The organism is Candidatus Pelagibacter sp. HIMB1587 (assembly GCF_052047775.1).
Taxonomy (GTDB): Bacteria; Pseudomonadota; Alphaproteobacteria; order Pelagibacterales; family Pelagibacteraceae; genus Pelagibacter.
This window is the reverse complement of record NZ_JBNAJJ010000001.1, coordinates 194,506-209,277: the sequence shown is the minus strand read 5'-3', so window position 1 is coordinate 209,277 and position 14,772 is coordinate 194,506. Positions and strand designations below refer to the sequence as shown.

The 14,772-nt window shown below is 30.1% G+C and carries 15 protein-coding genes; all 15 read right to left on the bottom strand.

Translation table 11 applies throughout. The features are described 5' to 3' along the window. Genes ACTTBE_RS01170 through ACTTBE_RS01100 form a run of 15 tightly spaced genes read right to left on the bottom strand, consistent with a single transcriptional unit; the run spans window position 1 to window position 14,765 of the window. Window positions 1-747, bottom strand: coding sequence for a type III pantothenate kinase (locus ACTTBE_RS01170; RefSeq protein ID WP_428080200.1), 747 nt, complete (start codon window positions 745-747; stop codon window positions 1-3). Between the two features lie 5 nt (window positions 748-752). Further along, window positions 753-1,289: a biotin--[acetyl-CoA-carboxylase] ligase gene (locus ACTTBE_RS01165; protein WP_440676818.1), complete on the bottom strand. Its 537-nt coding sequence runs from the start codon at window positions 1,287-1,289 to the stop codon at window positions 753-755. Further along, window positions 1,289-2,707 (bottom strand): NADH-quinone oxidoreductase subunit NuoN, encoded by a 1,419-nt coding sequence (gene nuoN, locus ACTTBE_RS01160; protein WP_440676817.1) that lies wholly within the window; start codon window positions 2,705-2,707, stop codon window positions 1,289-1,291. The genes ACTTBE_RS01165 and nuoN overlap by 1 nt, the downstream gene beginning before the upstream one ends. 1 nt (window position 2,708) lies before the next feature. Further along, a complete protein-coding gene (locus ACTTBE_RS01155) occupies window positions 2,709-4,190 on the bottom strand; it encodes an NADH-quinone oxidoreductase subunit M (RefSeq protein WP_440676816.1) in 1,482 nt (493 codons plus the stop codon). Then, window positions 4,190-6,103, bottom strand: coding sequence for an NADH-quinone oxidoreductase subunit L (nuoL, locus tag ACTTBE_RS01150; RefSeq protein ID WP_440676815.1), 1,914 nt, complete (start codon window positions 6,101-6,103; stop codon window positions 4,190-4,192). The genes ACTTBE_RS01155 and nuoL overlap by 1 nt, the downstream gene beginning before the upstream one ends. A gap of 2 nt (window positions 6,104-6,105) precedes the next feature. Continuing rightward, a complete protein-coding gene (nuoK, locus tag ACTTBE_RS01145) occupies window positions 6,106-6,417 on the bottom strand; it encodes an NADH-quinone oxidoreductase subunit NuoK (protein WP_075506644.1) in 312 nt (103 codons plus the stop codon). Continuing rightward, window positions 6,410-7,042 (bottom strand): NADH-quinone oxidoreductase subunit J, encoded by a 633-nt coding sequence (locus ACTTBE_RS01140; RefSeq protein ID WP_440676814.1) that lies wholly within the window; start codon window positions 7,040-7,042, stop codon window positions 6,410-6,412. The genes nuoK and ACTTBE_RS01140 overlap by 8 nt, the downstream gene beginning before the upstream one ends. Continuing rightward, on the bottom strand, window positions 7,043-7,528 hold the full coding sequence (gene nuoI, locus ACTTBE_RS01135; protein WP_075506642.1) for an NADH-quinone oxidoreductase subunit NuoI: 486 nt from the start codon (window positions 7,526-7,528) through the stop codon (window positions 7,043-7,045). It lies immediately after the preceding gene. 2 nt (window positions 7,529-7,530) lie between these two features. Beyond that, window positions 7,531-8,529, bottom strand: a complete 999-nt coding sequence (gene nuoH / locus ACTTBE_RS01130) for an NADH-quinone oxidoreductase subunit NuoH (protein WP_440676813.1) — start codon at window positions 8,527-8,529, stop codon at window positions 7,531-7,533. A 1-nt stretch (window position 8,530) separates the two neighbouring features. Beyond that, the gene (gene nuoG, locus ACTTBE_RS01125; RefSeq protein WP_440676812.1) at window positions 8,531-10,561 is read right to left on the bottom strand and encodes an NADH-quinone oxidoreductase subunit NuoG; all 2,031 of its coding nucleotides are present in this window, start codon (window positions 10,559-10,561) and stop codon (window positions 8,531-8,533) included. Continuing rightward, window positions 10,554-11,885: an NADH-quinone oxidoreductase subunit NuoF gene (nuoF, locus tag ACTTBE_RS01120; protein WP_440676811.1), complete on the bottom strand. Its 1,332-nt coding sequence runs from the start codon at window positions 11,883-11,885 to the stop codon at window positions 10,554-10,556. Before nuoF ends, nuoG begins: the two co-directional genes overlap by 8 nt. Continuing rightward, window positions 11,878-12,486, bottom strand: a complete 609-nt coding sequence (nuoE, locus tag ACTTBE_RS01115; RefSeq protein WP_440676810.1) for an NADH-quinone oxidoreductase subunit NuoE — start codon at window positions 12,484-12,486, stop codon at window positions 11,878-11,880. Before nuoE ends, nuoF begins: the two co-directional genes overlap by 8 nt. After that, a complete protein-coding gene (locus tag ACTTBE_RS01110) occupies window positions 12,483-13,658 on the bottom strand; it encodes an NADH-quinone oxidoreductase subunit D (protein ID WP_262589308.1) in 1,176 nt (391 codons plus the stop codon). The genes nuoE and ACTTBE_RS01110 overlap by 4 nt, the downstream gene beginning before the upstream one ends. After that, window positions 13,642-14,247, bottom strand: a complete 606-nt coding sequence (locus ACTTBE_RS01105; RefSeq protein WP_440676809.1) for an NADH-quinone oxidoreductase subunit C — start codon at window positions 14,245-14,247, stop codon at window positions 13,642-13,644. Before ACTTBE_RS01105 ends, ACTTBE_RS01110 begins: the two co-directional genes overlap by 17 nt. Before the next feature lie 2 nt (window positions 14,248-14,249). Beyond that, window positions 14,250-14,765, bottom strand: a complete 516-nt coding sequence (locus ACTTBE_RS01100; RefSeq protein WP_440676808.1) for a NuoB/complex I 20 kDa subunit family protein — start codon at window positions 14,763-14,765, stop codon at window positions 14,250-14,252. Window positions 14,766-14,772: the final 7 nt, after the last annotated feature.

The window sequence follows — 14,772 nt, the reverse complement described above, 5'->3', positions numbered from 1 at the left end:
TTATTTTATTTGCTCAGAAATTTTTATTAGACCTTTAATTGTAATATCTTGGTTATGTTTAACTTTCGATTTTATTGAACTTGTAAATAAATCAGAAAATCCACCTGTCAATACAACTTTAAAGGATTTTCTTGTCTCTTTCTTAATTAAATTAATCATATTGTCAATTAAACCAGAATAACCCCAAAAAAAACCTGATCTAACAGCAGAAAGTGTGTTGCTGCCTATTACTTTTTTCATACGTTTAAGCTCAATTTTTGGGATTAAAGTAGCTCTGTCTGACAAAGTATTAAGAGACAACTTAATTCCTGGAGCTATTATTCCTCCCATATACATATTTTTTATTAAAACATCAAATGTTGTAGCAGTACCAAAATCTAAAATTATATAATTATTTTTGTTATCTAATAAGCTTATGGCATTTGTAATTCTATCAGAGCCTACCTGCTTGTAATCAACTTTAATTTTAATCATTGATTTTAAATTCAAATTTTTTACTTCATTGCATTTAACTTTAGTGATTTTAGAAAAGTAATTTTTTATAATTTTAAAAGTGTTTGGGACAACACTACAAAATAATATTTTTTCAATTTTATTTATTTGAATTTTATTTTTTTTAAATAAAATTTTTAATTGGTTATTACTTATTTTTTTTGAAATAAAAGTAATTCTTTTTAAAATTTTATTTCTTTTGGAAACTAAAAAAATTTTAGTATCAGTATTTCCTATGTCACCTAAAATATACATATTAATTAATTTATTTTATACATTTTTGATATTCTATTTTCAAAAACTAGTTTCAAATTTTTTTCTAATTCAAATTTATTAATTTTTTTTCCTGTTATTTTATATAAATTTGTAACTGGATAATTTTTAATAATTGGATTTTTTATTACATTAATTCCTATTCCTGTAATTAAAAATTTTTTATCTGATTTAGTTATAATTTCTTGCAAAATCCCACAAATCTTTTTTTTATTAACTAATAAATCGTTTGGTTTTTTAAAATTAATTTTATTTTTTATATATTTAGAGAGTGTTTGTTTAACTAAATTACAATTTAACTTTGTAACTCTTTCTATTGAGAATTTATTTTCATCAAATGGATGAAAAAAAGAAGCAAATAAATTACCTTTATATGAAATCCATTTTCTTCCATACTGACCTCGACCACTAAATTGTTTTTCAGCAACAACCATACCAAATTTATAGTTAGTTTTTTTTATTATTCTTGCAGCTGTATCGTTAGTACTTTTTATTAATTTAAAATTAAATTTTTTAAATTTCATTAAATAATATTAATTCTTGATACTACCTCAATTAATTGGCTTGGAAATATGAAGTATAAAAGAATTAATATTGTTGAAAAAGTTAATGAAAATTTTAACCATAAACTATGATCTGTATCATATTTATCTTTTTCTTTATCAAAGTACATAATCTTGATTATTCTTAAGTAATAGAAAGCTGCAACAACAGTAGATAACAATCCAACAATAGCTAAAAAATACATTGATTGTTCTAAAACAGCTTTGAAAACATAAAACTTAGCAAAAAATCCTGCTAATGGTGGTATACCTGCCAACGAAAATAATATTACAAGTAAAGAGAGTGATAATAATGGATGATTTTTTGATAAACCAGATAAGTCATCAATATCTTCGTAATATTGATTATTTCTTCTAAGCATTAACAAACAAGAAAAAAGGGCCAAATTCATTACAACATAAATTGAAATATAAATTATTGAACTTTGAATTCCTTCATTAGAAGCAGTGGCAAGACCAGCCAATGTGTAGCCTATGTGTCCAATAGAGCTATAAGCAACTAGTCTTTTAATATTTGTTTGTCCAATTGCTGCAATTGCACCAAATAGCATTGAGGCAATAGATAAAAATACAATTATCATTTGCCATTGATCTATTAGATTTAAAAATGGAACATATAAAAATCTAATAAATACAGTTAACGCAGCAATTTTTGGTACCATTGTGAAAAATAAAGTGACAGTAGTTGGAGATCCCTCGTATACGTCTGGTGCCCACATATGGAATGGCACTGCTGAAATTTTGAATGCTAAACCTACTAAGATAAAAACTATCCCAAAAGTCAGTACATACTCATTTGAATTAAGTTGTGTGGAAATCACATCGAAGTTTGTAGAACCTGAAAAACCATAAATTAGTGAACATCCATATAGTAATAATCCTGATGATAATGCACTTAATACAAAATATTTTAAGCCTGCTTCAGATGATTTTAGTTGATCTCTATTATAAGTTGCTAAAACATATAAGGCTAATGATTGTAACTCTAGACCCATATAAAATACAATTAGATCATTAGAACTAATCATGACCATCATTCCTAGTACAGAACTCAAAATTAAAACTGGATATTCAATATTAAAAATTTTAAAAATTTTTAAATAACTAGAAGAAATAACTAATACTAGAAAACCGCCCAACAATGTTATTATCTTCATAAATGAAGACATCTTATCTATTACAACACTGCCATTAAACAAAGTTTCTCTATTCACAGAGAAAGTTTCGTTAATAGTAATTATAGCGGCGATCAAAAATACAAATAAAGACAAGTTAAAAGTAATGCCTGAACTATTTTTTTTAAATACTCCCAATACAAGTAAAAACATTATTGATAATGAGATAAAAATTTCAGGTAAAATTAAATTTAAATTTTCCATGTTATTTACTCGCTAAATTAATATTATGCATATTTATTAAATCTGAAACGGAAACCTCAATTGTATTAATCAAAGGATCTGGATAAAAACCAAAAAATAAAGTTGGTATAGCTAAGCATGTTAAAATTACATATTCTGATTTATTCAAATCTAACATTTGTTTTAAATCTTCATTAACTAATTTCCCAAAAACAACTCTTTTATACAACCAAAGCATATAAGCAGCTCCTAAAATTACTCCTAAGCTTGCTAACACAGCTACTAAAAAATTATCCTTAAAGGCACCCATTAAAATTAAAAATTCTCCAATAAAACCACTTGTTCCAGGTAATCCTAAAGCGGCTAATGTAAATAACATAAATAAAATCGAATACTTTGGTATTATGGCAACTATACCACCATAAGAATTTATCATCCTTGAATGCATACGGTCATAAACAACACCAACACATAAAAATAGAGCTGCAGAAACTAATCCATGACTAATCATCTGAATTATACTTCCTTCTATACCTTGCTGTTGAAGAGTAAAAATACCTAAAGTTACAAAACCCATATGTGCTACGGATGAATATGCAATTAGCTTTTTCATGTCTTCCTGCATTAAAGCGATAAAAGAAGTAAAAATTATTGCTATAACACTTAAAGTGTAAATAAGAGGTGTGAATACTTCAGAAGCCACAGGAAATAACCCTAGTGAAAATCTAATAAAACCATATCCTGCCATTTTTAACAGGATAGCAGCTAACAAAACTGAACCGGCTGTAGGAGCTTCAACATGAGCATCTGGTAACCAAGTGTGAACAGGCCACATAGGTGTTTTTACTGCAAAAGAACTAAAGAAAGCTAACCATAATAAATTTTGGTATTTAGCGTCAATTCCAATTTCATAAAGTTTAACTACATCTGTTGTACCTGATATCCAGTATATTGAAATAATCGCAACCAGCATTAAGACCGATCCAAGCAAAGTATATAGAAAAAATTTAAATGCTGAATAAACACGTTTTGGACCACCCCAAATACCAATAATTAAAAACATTGGGATTAATCCAGCCTCAAAAAATAAATAAAAAACAACTAAATCAAGTGCACAAAACACACCAATCATGAAACTTTCCATGATTAAAATTGCAATTAAAAAATCTCGTAATCTATTTTTTACTGAATTGTTAACTGAAATGATACAAAGTGGAGTTATAAAGGTTGTTAAGATTATAAATAATATCGAAATTCCATCAACACCAACTTTATAATTAATAAATCCTTCAATCCATGTTCTATCTTCAACAAATTGAAAATCAGATATACTTTGGTCAAAAGATGCCCATAAATATACAGAAATTAAAAAATTAACTATACTTGTAAATAAGGCTACATATTTAGCTGTTGAATTATTTCCATCTTTATCTTTTGTAAAAAATAAAAAAAGAGCTCCTATAGTTGGTAACAAGATTAAAGATGATAAAATTGGAAAGCTCATTATTTAACTATCAAAAAGGTTAATAAAGCAGAAAAACCTAACAACATTACAAAAGCATATTGGTAGATAAAACCACTTTGAAATTTATTTGCTTTAATCGAACATTTTTTTATAAAAGAAGAAATTCCATCAGGACCAAATCCATCTATTATAGTTCCATCACAGACTTTCCATAAAAATGTCCCTAGTTTTTTTGATGATTTAATAAAAATAACCTCATACAACTCATCAAAGTACCATTTATTGACAAGGAAATTGTATAAAGGTTTATTCATTGAAGCTATTTCATTTGGCAACTCTTTGTTCTTAACAAATAAGTAATAAGCAATAGGTATTGACAGGATAACTAAACTAGGTGTTAAAAGTAAAAACCATGTTGGTGGATGATCTGTGCTTAGATGTTCCAAAAATTTGATTGACTCAGACCAAAAGTAATTTTCACCACCATGTCCAATAAACAAATCTTTAAATAATACACCTGCAAAAATTGCACCAATAGAAAGCACAAATAACGGAACAAGCATCACCAAAGGTGACTCATGCGTTTCCTCAATTTTAATCTCTTTATTGTTATATTCACCATGAAATGTTTTGAATATTAATCTCCAAGAATAAACTGACGTTAAAAATGCAGTAACTATTCCAATACCAGCTGCATAGTAACCTGTTGTATTTCCTTTCAAATATGCAAATTCAATAATTGCATCTTTTGAATAAAAGCCTGATAAGAAAGGAAAACCTGTCAAAGCAAGAGTTCCTATAATCATTAAAGCATAAGTGTAAGGTAATTTTCTCCATACACCTCCCATGTTATTAATATTTTGCTCATCTTTAAAAGCATGAATTACTGATCCTGATCCTAAAAATAATAAAGCTTTAAAAAATGCATGCGTAAATAAATGAAACATAGCAACATTATAAGCACCTACACCGGCTGCAAAAAACATGTAACCTAACTGACTACAAGTTGAATAAGCAATTATTTTTTTAATATCTGTTTGAACTAAAGCTACCGTTGCAGCAAAAAAAGCTGTTGTCATTCCAACTACAGTAATCAAATTTAAAATTACTGGAGAAAATTCATAAATAGGTGAGCATCTAACAACTAAAAATACACCTGCAGTAACCATTGTTGCAGCATGAATTAGAGCAGAAACTGGTGTTGGTCCTTCCATTGCATCTGGCAACCAAGTATGAAGTAAAATTTGAGCTGATTTACCCATAGCTCCTATAAATAACAATAAACAAACCAAATCTAATGCTTTAACTTCAAAACCTAAGAAGGATAAATTTTTATCTACCACAGTTGGAATTTGCTGGAAAACTTCATCATAATTGACAGTCCCAAACAAATAAAAGACTAAAAAAATACCTAATGCAAAACCAAAGTCACCTACTCTATTAACAACAAAAGCTTTGATTGCAGCTGCATTAGCACTCTCTTTTTTAAACCAAAAACCAATTAAAAAATATGAGCAAAGTCCAACTCCCTCCCAACCAAAAAATAGTTGAATAAAATTATCTGATGTTACAAGCATTAACATTGCAAATGTAAATAATGATAGGTAAGCCATAAATCTTGGCTTATGAGGATCGTGGGACATGTAACCAATTGAATAAATATGCACTAAAGCAGATACAGAAGTTACAACTACTAACATTACCGCTGATAGAGGATCAATTAACATTGACCAATTAACATCAAGTGAACCTGAATTAATCCAAGTTGCTATAACAATATTTTCTTCATATTGATTAATGATTACCTGATATAAAACAATTATTGATAAAATTGCAGATATAGAGACTAATGCACTAGTTACTATTTCAGAATTTCTATCACCAATGTAACGACCAAAAAAACCTGAAATAATTGATGCTATTAGTGGAAGAAATAAAATTGAAAGTTCCATTATTATCCTTTCAACTCATCAATTTCTTCAACTCTAATAGTTCCAGAGTTTCTATAGTAAACAACGATTATAGCTAAACCAATCGCAGCTTCTGCAGCTGCTACAGTTAAAATAAATAAGGTAAATACTTGACCAGCTAAATCTCCAAGAAAAATTGAAAAAGCAACTAAATTGATATTTACAGCTAATAAAATCAACTCAATACTCATCAATATAACAATAATATTTTTTCTATTAAGAAAAATTCCAATAACTCCAATTGAAAATATAACAGCGCCTAAAGTTAAATAGTGTCCTAAACCTATCTCAGTCATCTATTTTAACTCCTTTGTTAGAAGCAACTTCTACAACACTTACTCCTTCAGTTCTTTCACGAGAAATTTGTTTTATATAACTTTGTCTTTTGACGTTTGACCTTTGTCTAAAAGTCAGAACGATTGCTCCAACCATCGCAACTAACAAAATCATACCGCTAATTTGAAATACATGTATGTAATCAGTGTATAATATTTGACCTAATGAGTGTGTGTTACTTAAGTCTGAAACTTTTGATGAATTGTTAATATCAAAAATCTCTGGTTTGTATTTCCATCCGCCAATTACAATAATTAGTTCAAAAAAAATGATTGTGCTAATAATTAATCCAACAGGAATATGTTTTGAGCTAGCAGCAGAGGCAAACCATTGATTTTTTTGTTGAGCAACATTTAGCATCATTACAACAAAAAGAAATAAAACTGCTACGGCTCCAACGTAAACAATTAACATTATCATACCCAAAAACTCGGCACCAATCATAATAAATAGACAAGAAATACTGATAAAATCTAATATTAAAAAGAAAACTGAGTGGACAGTATTTTTTGATACTGTAACCATTATTGCAGACACAATCGCAATTATAGAAAAAGTGTAGAAGAAAATAGCGTGAGCAATCATTTATCTATGTGAACTATCCGCTTTAATATTAGCGTCTAGAATATTCTCCCATCTGTCACCGTTATCTAATAATTTCTCTTTTGTGTAATATAATTCTTCTCTTGTCTCAGTAGAAAATTCAAAATTTGGACCTTGGACTATAGCATCAACAGGACAAGCTTCTTCACACAGACCACAATAAATGCATTTCATCATATCAATGTCATAACGAGTAGTTTTTCTACTGCCATCTTCTCTTTGAGCAGATTCAATTGTAATTGCTTGGGCTGGACATACAGCTTCACAAAGTTTACATGCAATACATCTTTCTTCTCCATTTGGATATCTTCTTAAAGCGTGCTCACCTCTAAATCTTGGGCTAATTTTTCCTTTTTCAAAAGGATAATTGATTGTTTTTTTTGGTTTAAACAATTCTTTTATTGCAATGAACAAACCGCCTACAAAATCAACCATGAAAATAGTTTTAAAAAATCTGGATAAATTCATAATTAGTTTGTTGGTAAAAGGTTAAAGTAAAATAAATAACTTGCAGTTAAAACAACCCAAGTTAATGACAAAGGAAGAAATACTTTCCAACCTAATCTCATTAATTGGTCATATCTATATCTTGGTACAATTGCTTTTACTAAAGCAAATAAGAAAAATAAAAGTAAAATTTTTAAAATTAACCAAATTGCACCTGGAACTAAAGTAAATGGATAAATATCTATTGGAGATAACCAACCACCTAAGAATAATATAGATCCCATAGCACACATCAATAAGATGTTTGCATACTCACCTAACCAAAACATTGCATACATCATTCCTGAATATTCTGTCTGGTATCCAGCAACTAATTCTGCTTCAGCTTCAGGTAAATCAAAAGGTGGTCTATTAGTTTCAGCTAAAGCAGAGATAAAAAATATTACAAACATTGGAAATAACGGAATTACAAACCATAGATTTTGTTGAGCAGTTACGATGTCATTTAAATTCAATGAGCCTACGCACAACAATACATTGATAATAATAACCCCAATTGAAACTTCATATGATACCATTTGAGCCGCAGATCTAATTGCACCCAAGAAAGGATATTTAGAGTTTGAAGCCCATCCTCCCATAATTATTCCATAAACACCCAGGGATGAAACAGCAAATAGATAAAGTATACCGACATTAATATCCGCTAAAACCTGGGTTGCGCTAAATGGTATAACAGCCCACGCAATCAAAGCTAATGTCATAGTAACAATAGGTGCTAATATAAAGATTACTTTGTTAGAGCTTGATGGAATGATAATTTCTTTAAAAATATATTTCAAAGCATCAGCCAATGATTGAAGTAATCCAAATGGTCCCACTACATTTGGTCCTTGTCTTTTTTGAACAAAAGCCCAAACTCTTCTATCTAACCAAACAATCATAGCTACAGAAACCAAAACTGGAACCAACAAAAATAGAATTTTGTATACCTCTTGAAAAACTATATTCAAATATTCCATCTTAACCTTCCGTACCTGTTGATTTTAAATTCGTTTTTGCATTATTACACTCAATCATTGTTTTTGATGATTTAGCAACAACATTAGAAAAATAATAATCTTTAATTTCAATTTTTAAATTTTCATTATTAAAATCAAAATTCGAGTTGTTATTATTTTGTTCAGTTTGTTTTTCACTTTGCAATTTCAAATAATTTAACATGCTGCTATCTAGCTCTTCTTTATCGTTAAACAATTTTCTATTATTCATGAATTCAGCTAGTTCATTTATTATCTGCCAATCTTCTTTTGCATCTCCAGGAGGATAAGAGGCCTTAAATGCTTTTTGAATTTTTCCCTCTAAATTTGTATAATAACCGTCTTGTTCTGTGTAAGCTGAGCCAGGCAAAATTATATCTGCACACTCTGCCCCTATGTCACCATGGCTTCCTAGATAAATAACAAATTCATTTTTTTTAGCAAAATTTAAATTATCCTGACCTATTAAAAAAACTATTTCAAATTTATTTGATTTTAAATCTTCTATTAAATTTGTTTTATTGTTTAAAACTCCTAAATCAAAATTTCCTACAGTTGCTGCATCACATGATAAAACATTTAAAGGATTCCAATCTTCTGAGAACTTGTTTTTTTTATTCAAAAAATCTTTTAAATTATTAAACAGATATTGTGCATTTTCTAATCTTAGTAAGGACTCACCAATTATGATCATTGGTTTTTTTGCACTTTCTATTTCTTTTGAAAGTTTATGTGTTTCATCTATAATTTCTTTAATTGTTTTAGTTTGCCCATCTAAACTTTCATAAGGATAAGTTAGATCTCCACAATCATTTAATGATACAATTCTTGTACTATTATTTAGATAAGATTTTCTAATTCTTGCATTTAAAATTGTAGCTTCGTATCTAGGATTGGCGCCCAATAATAAAATTAAATCAGCATCTTCAATTCCATTAATTGAGGAATTAAACAAATAATTTTCTCTTTTTGAAATATCAATATATCTATTATCTGATCTTGACTCATAATTATCAGTTTCAACTGTTCGCTCAAAAAATTCTTTAAAAATATAAGCAGTTTCCATGTTTGTTAAATCTCCAACAAAACCAGATACTTTTTCTTTAGATGTATTTTCTAATTTAGATTTTATTATTTTATAAACTTCTTGCCACGAAGCTTTCTCAAATTTACCGTTGTATTTAATATATGGAGTATCTAATCTTTGATGAAGTAAACCATCACACGCATATCTAGTTTTATCTGAAATCCATTCTTCATTAATATCTTCATTTATTATTGGGAGAACTCTTTTTACTTCCCAATCGTATGTATCAACTCTAATGTTTGAACCGATTGCATCCATAACATCAATTGTTTCAGTCTTTTTTAATTCCCATGGTCTCGCTTCAAAAACATAAGGTTTTGATGTCAAAGCTCCAACAGGACATAAATCAACTACATTGGCAGACAATTCTGATTGCATTGATTGCTCAAGATATGTTGTAATTTGCATATCCTCACCCCTACCTATAGCACCAAGTTCTGGGACTCCTGCAACTTCAGTGGCAAATCGCACACATCTTGTACAATGTATACATCTTGTCATTTGAGTTTTAATTAATGGGCCCATATTTTTTTCTGGAACTGCTCTTTTATTTTCTTTAAATCTTGATTTATCTACCCCATAAAACATTGATTGATCTTGAAGATCGCACTCACCACCTTGGTCACATACAGGACAATCTAAAGGGTGATTTGCTAGTAAAAATTCCATTACACCTTTTCTAGCTTTTTCAACTAAACTTGTATTTGTTTTAATATTCATTCCCTCTGCAGCAGGCATTGCACATGATGCAATAGGTTTTGGTGATTTTTCCATTTCAACCAAACACATTCTGCAATTTCCAGCTATAGATAATTTTTCATGATAACAAAATCTAGGTATCTCAACTCCTGCTTTTTCACAGGCTTGAAGAACTGTTAGCCCTTCTTCAACTTCTACATCAATGTCATTTACTTTTAATTTAAGCATTTTTTTTATCTAATAAATGTTGATCAACTAAATAAGGTATATTATTTTTTTTCTGAACAATTGGGTCCAAATTGTTTCTTTCTTGAATTTCTTTTTTAAAATGTCTTAACAAACCTTGAACTGGCCATGAGGAACCTTCTCCAAATGCACAAATTGTATGACCAGCGATTTGGGTTGTTACATCTCCTAACATGTCTACTTCATCTTTAGTTGCATCACCTTTTGCCATACGTTCAAGCATTCTCCACATCCATCCAGAACCTTCTCTGCAAGGTGTACATTGTCCACAACTTTCATGTTTGTAAAATCTAGCAATTCTCGCCATACATTTAATAATGTCTTGATCTTTATTGATAACCACTATCCCTGCTGTCCCTAATCCACTTTTTTCTTCGACACACGCATCAAAATCCATTTTTAGTGTTTCACATCTATCTTTTGGAATTAGAGGCATAGAGGATCCACCTGGTATTACAGCTTGTAAATTATCCCATCCGCCAATCACTCCACCAGCGTGAACTTCTATTAATTCTTTTAAAGGAATGCTCATTTCCTCTTCTACATTACAAGGATTGTTAACATTTCCAGAAATACAGAAAATTTTAGTACCGGTATTTTTTTCTCTTCCTAAAGAAGCAAACCATTTCGCTCCTCTTCGTAAAATAGTTGGTACCACAGCAATCGTTTCAACATTATTAATTATAGTTGGACATCCATATAAACCAATCAAAGCTGGGAAAGGTGGTTTTAGTCTTGGTTGACCCTTTTTACCCTCTAAACTTTCAAGTAATGCTGTTTCTTCACCACAAATATACGCTCCTGCTCCATAATGAATATAAATATCTAAATCCCAACCAGTTCCAGCTGCATTTTTTCCCAACAGTTTTTTCTCATAAGCTTCATCAATTGCAGCTTGAAGTTTTTGACCATCAACAAAATATTCTCCTCTAATATATATGTAGCAAACGTGTGCTTGAACTGCGTATGATGCTATTAGACAACCCTCTATTAGTTTATGAGGTTCAAATCTTAAAATATCTCTATCTTTACAAGTGCCTGGTTCAGACTCATCACCATTAATAACTAAATAATGTGGTCTGGGTCCAACTTCTTTGGGTGCAAATGACCACTTTAAACCTGTAGGAAATCCTGCACCACCTCGACCTCTAAGTTGAGACTCTTTAATTTCATTAATAATCCAATCTCTTCCTTTTTCAGTAATTTCTTTAGTGTTTACCCAATCACCTCTTGATTGTGACGCTGCTACATCAGAGCCTTTATCATTATATAAATTTTGAAAAATTCTATCTTGATCTTTAAGCATTTTTTAAATCCGTTAGTGTTTTTCTATTATTCTCTGGCTCATTATTAATTCTTCCTCTGTATGAACCTGGTTTTGGAGTCTCTCCGTTTAAAATTTTATCTAAAATCTCAGATGTTTTTTCTTTATCAAGATCTTCGTAATAATCATCATTTATTTGCATCATAGGAGCAGTCACGCATGCACCTAAGCATTCAACTTCCATCCATGAACAACTCTTATCACTTGATAATTCACATTCATTTTCAGAAATTTTTTCCTTACAAGCTTCAACCAATTTATTTGCACCTCTTATCATACAAGGTGTTGTAGTACATACTTGAACAAAATATTTTCCAACTGGTGATAGATTGTACATTGTGTAGAAAGTGGCAACCTCATAAACTTTTATATAAGGCATGTCTAAAAACTTAGCGATATACTTCATTGCAGCTAATGGTATCCAATTATTATTTTGTCTTTGAGCAATATAAAGTAAGGCCATCACAGCACTTTGTTGTTTTCCTTTTGGATATTTTGCAACAATATTATTTGCTGCCTCTAAAGAGGTAGTATTAAATTCGAAACTTTCTGGTTGATCTTTTGCTGGTTTTCTTAAACTCATCTATCCACCTCACCGAAAACAATGTCTAATGAACCTAAAACCGCTGGTACATCTGCTAACATGTGTCCTTTAATTAAATAATCCATTGATTGCAAATGTGAAAAACCTGGGGCTCTAATCTTGCATTTATAAGGTTTGCTTGAACCATCAGAAATTAAATAAACTCCAAATTCTCCCTTAGGTGCTTCAACAGCTGTGTAAATCTCGTCCTTAGGCACTCTATAACCCTCAGTAAATAGTTTAAAATGATGAATTAACGCTTCCATTGATTGCTTAATATCTTTTTTTGATGGTGGGCTAATTTTGCCATCTAATGATTTAATTGGTCCTTTTTCCATTTTAGATAAACACTGTTTTATAATAGAAACACTCTCTTTCATCTCTTCAATTCTGCATAAATATCTATCGTAACAATCACCATTTTTTCCAACTGGTATTTTAAAATCTAAATCTTCATAACAATCATAAGGTTGAGACTTTCTTAAATCCCAAGGCACACCTGATCCTCTAATCATAACTCCCGAAAACGAGTAATCTAAGGCATCCTCTTTACTAACAATTCCAATATCCACGTTTCTTTGTTTAAAAATTCTATTATCTGTTAAGAGACTTTCTAAATCATTAATAACTTTTGGAAATGTATCGCAAAAGTTTAAGATATCTTCCTCTAAACCTTTGGGTAAGTCTTGATGAACACCACCGGCTCTAAAGTAGTTTGCGTGTAATCTTGATCCAGAAGCTCTTTCGTAAAAAGTCATTAAAGTTTCTCGTTCTTCAAAACCCCAAAGTGATGGGGTTAAGGCGCCAACATCAAGCGCTTGAGTTGTAACATTAAGAATATGGCTTAATATTCTTCCTATTTCACAAAAAATAACTCTTATATATTGGGCTCTAATTGGCACATCTATTTTCAGAATTTTTTCTACAGCAAGAGCAAAGGCATGTTCTTGATTCATTGGAGCTACATAATCCAAACGGTCAAAATAAGGAACAGCTTGCATGTATGTTTTGTTTTCAATTAATTTTTCTGTGCCTCTATGGAGCAAACCTATATGTGGGTCTGCTTTTTCAACAACCTCACCGTCTAATTCTAATATTAATCTTAATACACCGTGAGCTGCTGGATGTTGAGGACCAAAGTTTAGATTTAAATTTTTAATTTTTTTTGTCATTATTCTCAATTTCTTCTTTAATATATTTTGTTCCTTCCCAAGGACTCTCGTAATCAAAATTTCGATAATTTTGCTCTAGTTTAACTGGTTCACTAATTACTTTTTTTTGATCTTCGCTATATCTAACTTCAGAGTGACCAGTTAAAGGAAAATCTTTTCTTAATGGATGTCCTTCAAAACCATAATCTGTGAGTATTCTTCTTAAGTCGGGATGATCTTTGAAATTTACACCATACATATCAAAAACTTCTCTTTCCATCCAATTTGCAGCGGGAAAAACACTTGTCAAAGAAGGTATAACTTCATTTTCAGAAATAGAGTATTTTAGAACTAACCTTTGATTAAATTCATGACTTAAAAATAAGTAAACTACTTGAAATCTTTGATTATTTTCAGGGTAATCTACAACGGTAATATCTATTAACTGTCGAAATTTTGTATCTAAATTAGTTTTTAAGAATAAAATTACATCTAAAAAATCATCTTTATCTGTTTCTAAATAAATTTGATTATGTTTAATTTCTGAGTTGTTAATTTTCGTGGTTAACTCAGAATTAATTTTTTTTTCTAGATCCTCTAAACTATACATGGCTATCTTATGAAAGATCCTTTTTTTCTAATTTTTTTTTGTAATTGCAAAATTCCATACAATAATGCTTCTGCTGAAGGAGGACACCCAGGAACATATACATCTACTGGAACTATACGATCACACCCTCTAACAACTGAATAAGAATAATGATAATAACCTCCACCATTAGCACAGCTACCCATAGAAATTACATATCTAGGTTCTGGCATTTGATCATAAACTTTTCTTAAAGCTGGTGCCATTTTATTTGTTAATGTTCCAGCAACAATCATTACATCTGATTGTCTTGGTGATCCACGTGGAGCAGCTCCAAACCTTTCCAAGTCATATCTAGGCATTGCTGTTTGCATCATTTCGACTGCACAGCATGCAAGACCAAAAGTCATCCAATGCAAAGAGCCAGATCTGGACCAATTAATTAAATTATCCAGCGATGTGGTTATAAAACCATTTTTACTAAAATCTTTAGCAAGTTGTTTAAACTCTTCAGGAACTTGTTCTATTTTATTGTTCATTAAATTA

What these genes read in the sequence shown, in the direction of transcription:
- ACTTBE_RS01100 (WP_440676808.1), bottom strand. Translation starts at nt 14,765, where the DNA reads ATGAACAATAAAATAGAACAAGTTCCTGAAGAGTTTAAACAACTTGCT.
- nuoI (WP_075506642.1), bottom strand. Translation starts at nt 7,528, where the DNA reads ATGAATTTATCCAGATTTTTTAAAACTATTTTCATGGTTGATTTTGTA.
- ACTTBE_RS01155 (WP_440676816.1), bottom strand. Translation starts at nt 4,190, where the DNA reads ATGAGCTTTCCAATTTTATCATCTTTAATCTTGTTACCAACTATAGGA.
- ACTTBE_RS01165 (WP_440676818.1), bottom strand. Translation starts at nt 1,289, where the DNA reads ATGAAATTTAAAAAATTTAATTTTAAATTAATAAAAAGTACTAACGAT.
- ACTTBE_RS01170 (WP_428080200.1), bottom strand. Translation starts at nt 747, where the DNA reads ATGTATATTTTAGGTGACATAGGAAATACTGATACTAAAATTTTTTTA.
- nuoG (WP_440676812.1), bottom strand. Translation starts at nt 10,561, where the DNA reads ATGCTTAAATTAAAAGTAAATGACATTGATGTAGAAGTTGAAGAAGGG.
- nuoE (WP_440676810.1), bottom strand. Translation starts at nt 12,486, where the DNA reads ATGAGTTTAAGAAAACCAGCAAAAGATCAACCAGAAAGTTTCGAATTT.
- nuoN (WP_440676817.1), bottom strand. Translation starts at nt 2,707, where the DNA reads ATGGAAAATTTAAATTTAATTTTACCTGAAATTTTTATCTCATTATCA.
- ACTTBE_RS01110 (WP_262589308.1), bottom strand. Translation starts at nt 13,658, where the DNA reads ATGACAAAAAAAATTAAAAATTTAAATCTAAACTTTGGTCCTCAACAT.
- ACTTBE_RS01140 (WP_440676814.1), bottom strand. Translation starts at nt 7,042, where the DNA reads ATGATTGCTCACGCTATTTTCTTCTACACTTTTTCTATAATTGCGATT.
- nuoH (WP_440676813.1), bottom strand. Translation starts at nt 8,529, where the DNA reads ATGGAATATTTGAATATAGTTTTTCAAGAGGTATACAAAATTCTATTT.
- ACTTBE_RS01105 (WP_440676809.1), bottom strand. Translation starts at nt 14,247, where the DNA reads ATGTATAGTTTAGAGGATCTAGAAAAAAAAATTAATTCTGAGTTAACC.
- nuoL (WP_440676815.1), bottom strand. Translation starts at nt 6,103, where the DNA reads ATGGAACTTTCAATTTTATTTCTTCCACTAATAGCATCAATTATTTCA.
- nuoK (WP_075506644.1), bottom strand. Translation starts at nt 6,417, where the DNA reads ATGACTGAGATAGGTTTAGGACACTATTTAACTTTAGGCGCTGTTATA.
- nuoF (WP_440676811.1), bottom strand. Translation starts at nt 11,885, where the DNA reads ATGCTTAAAGATCAAGATAGAATTTTTCAAAATTTATATAATGATAAA.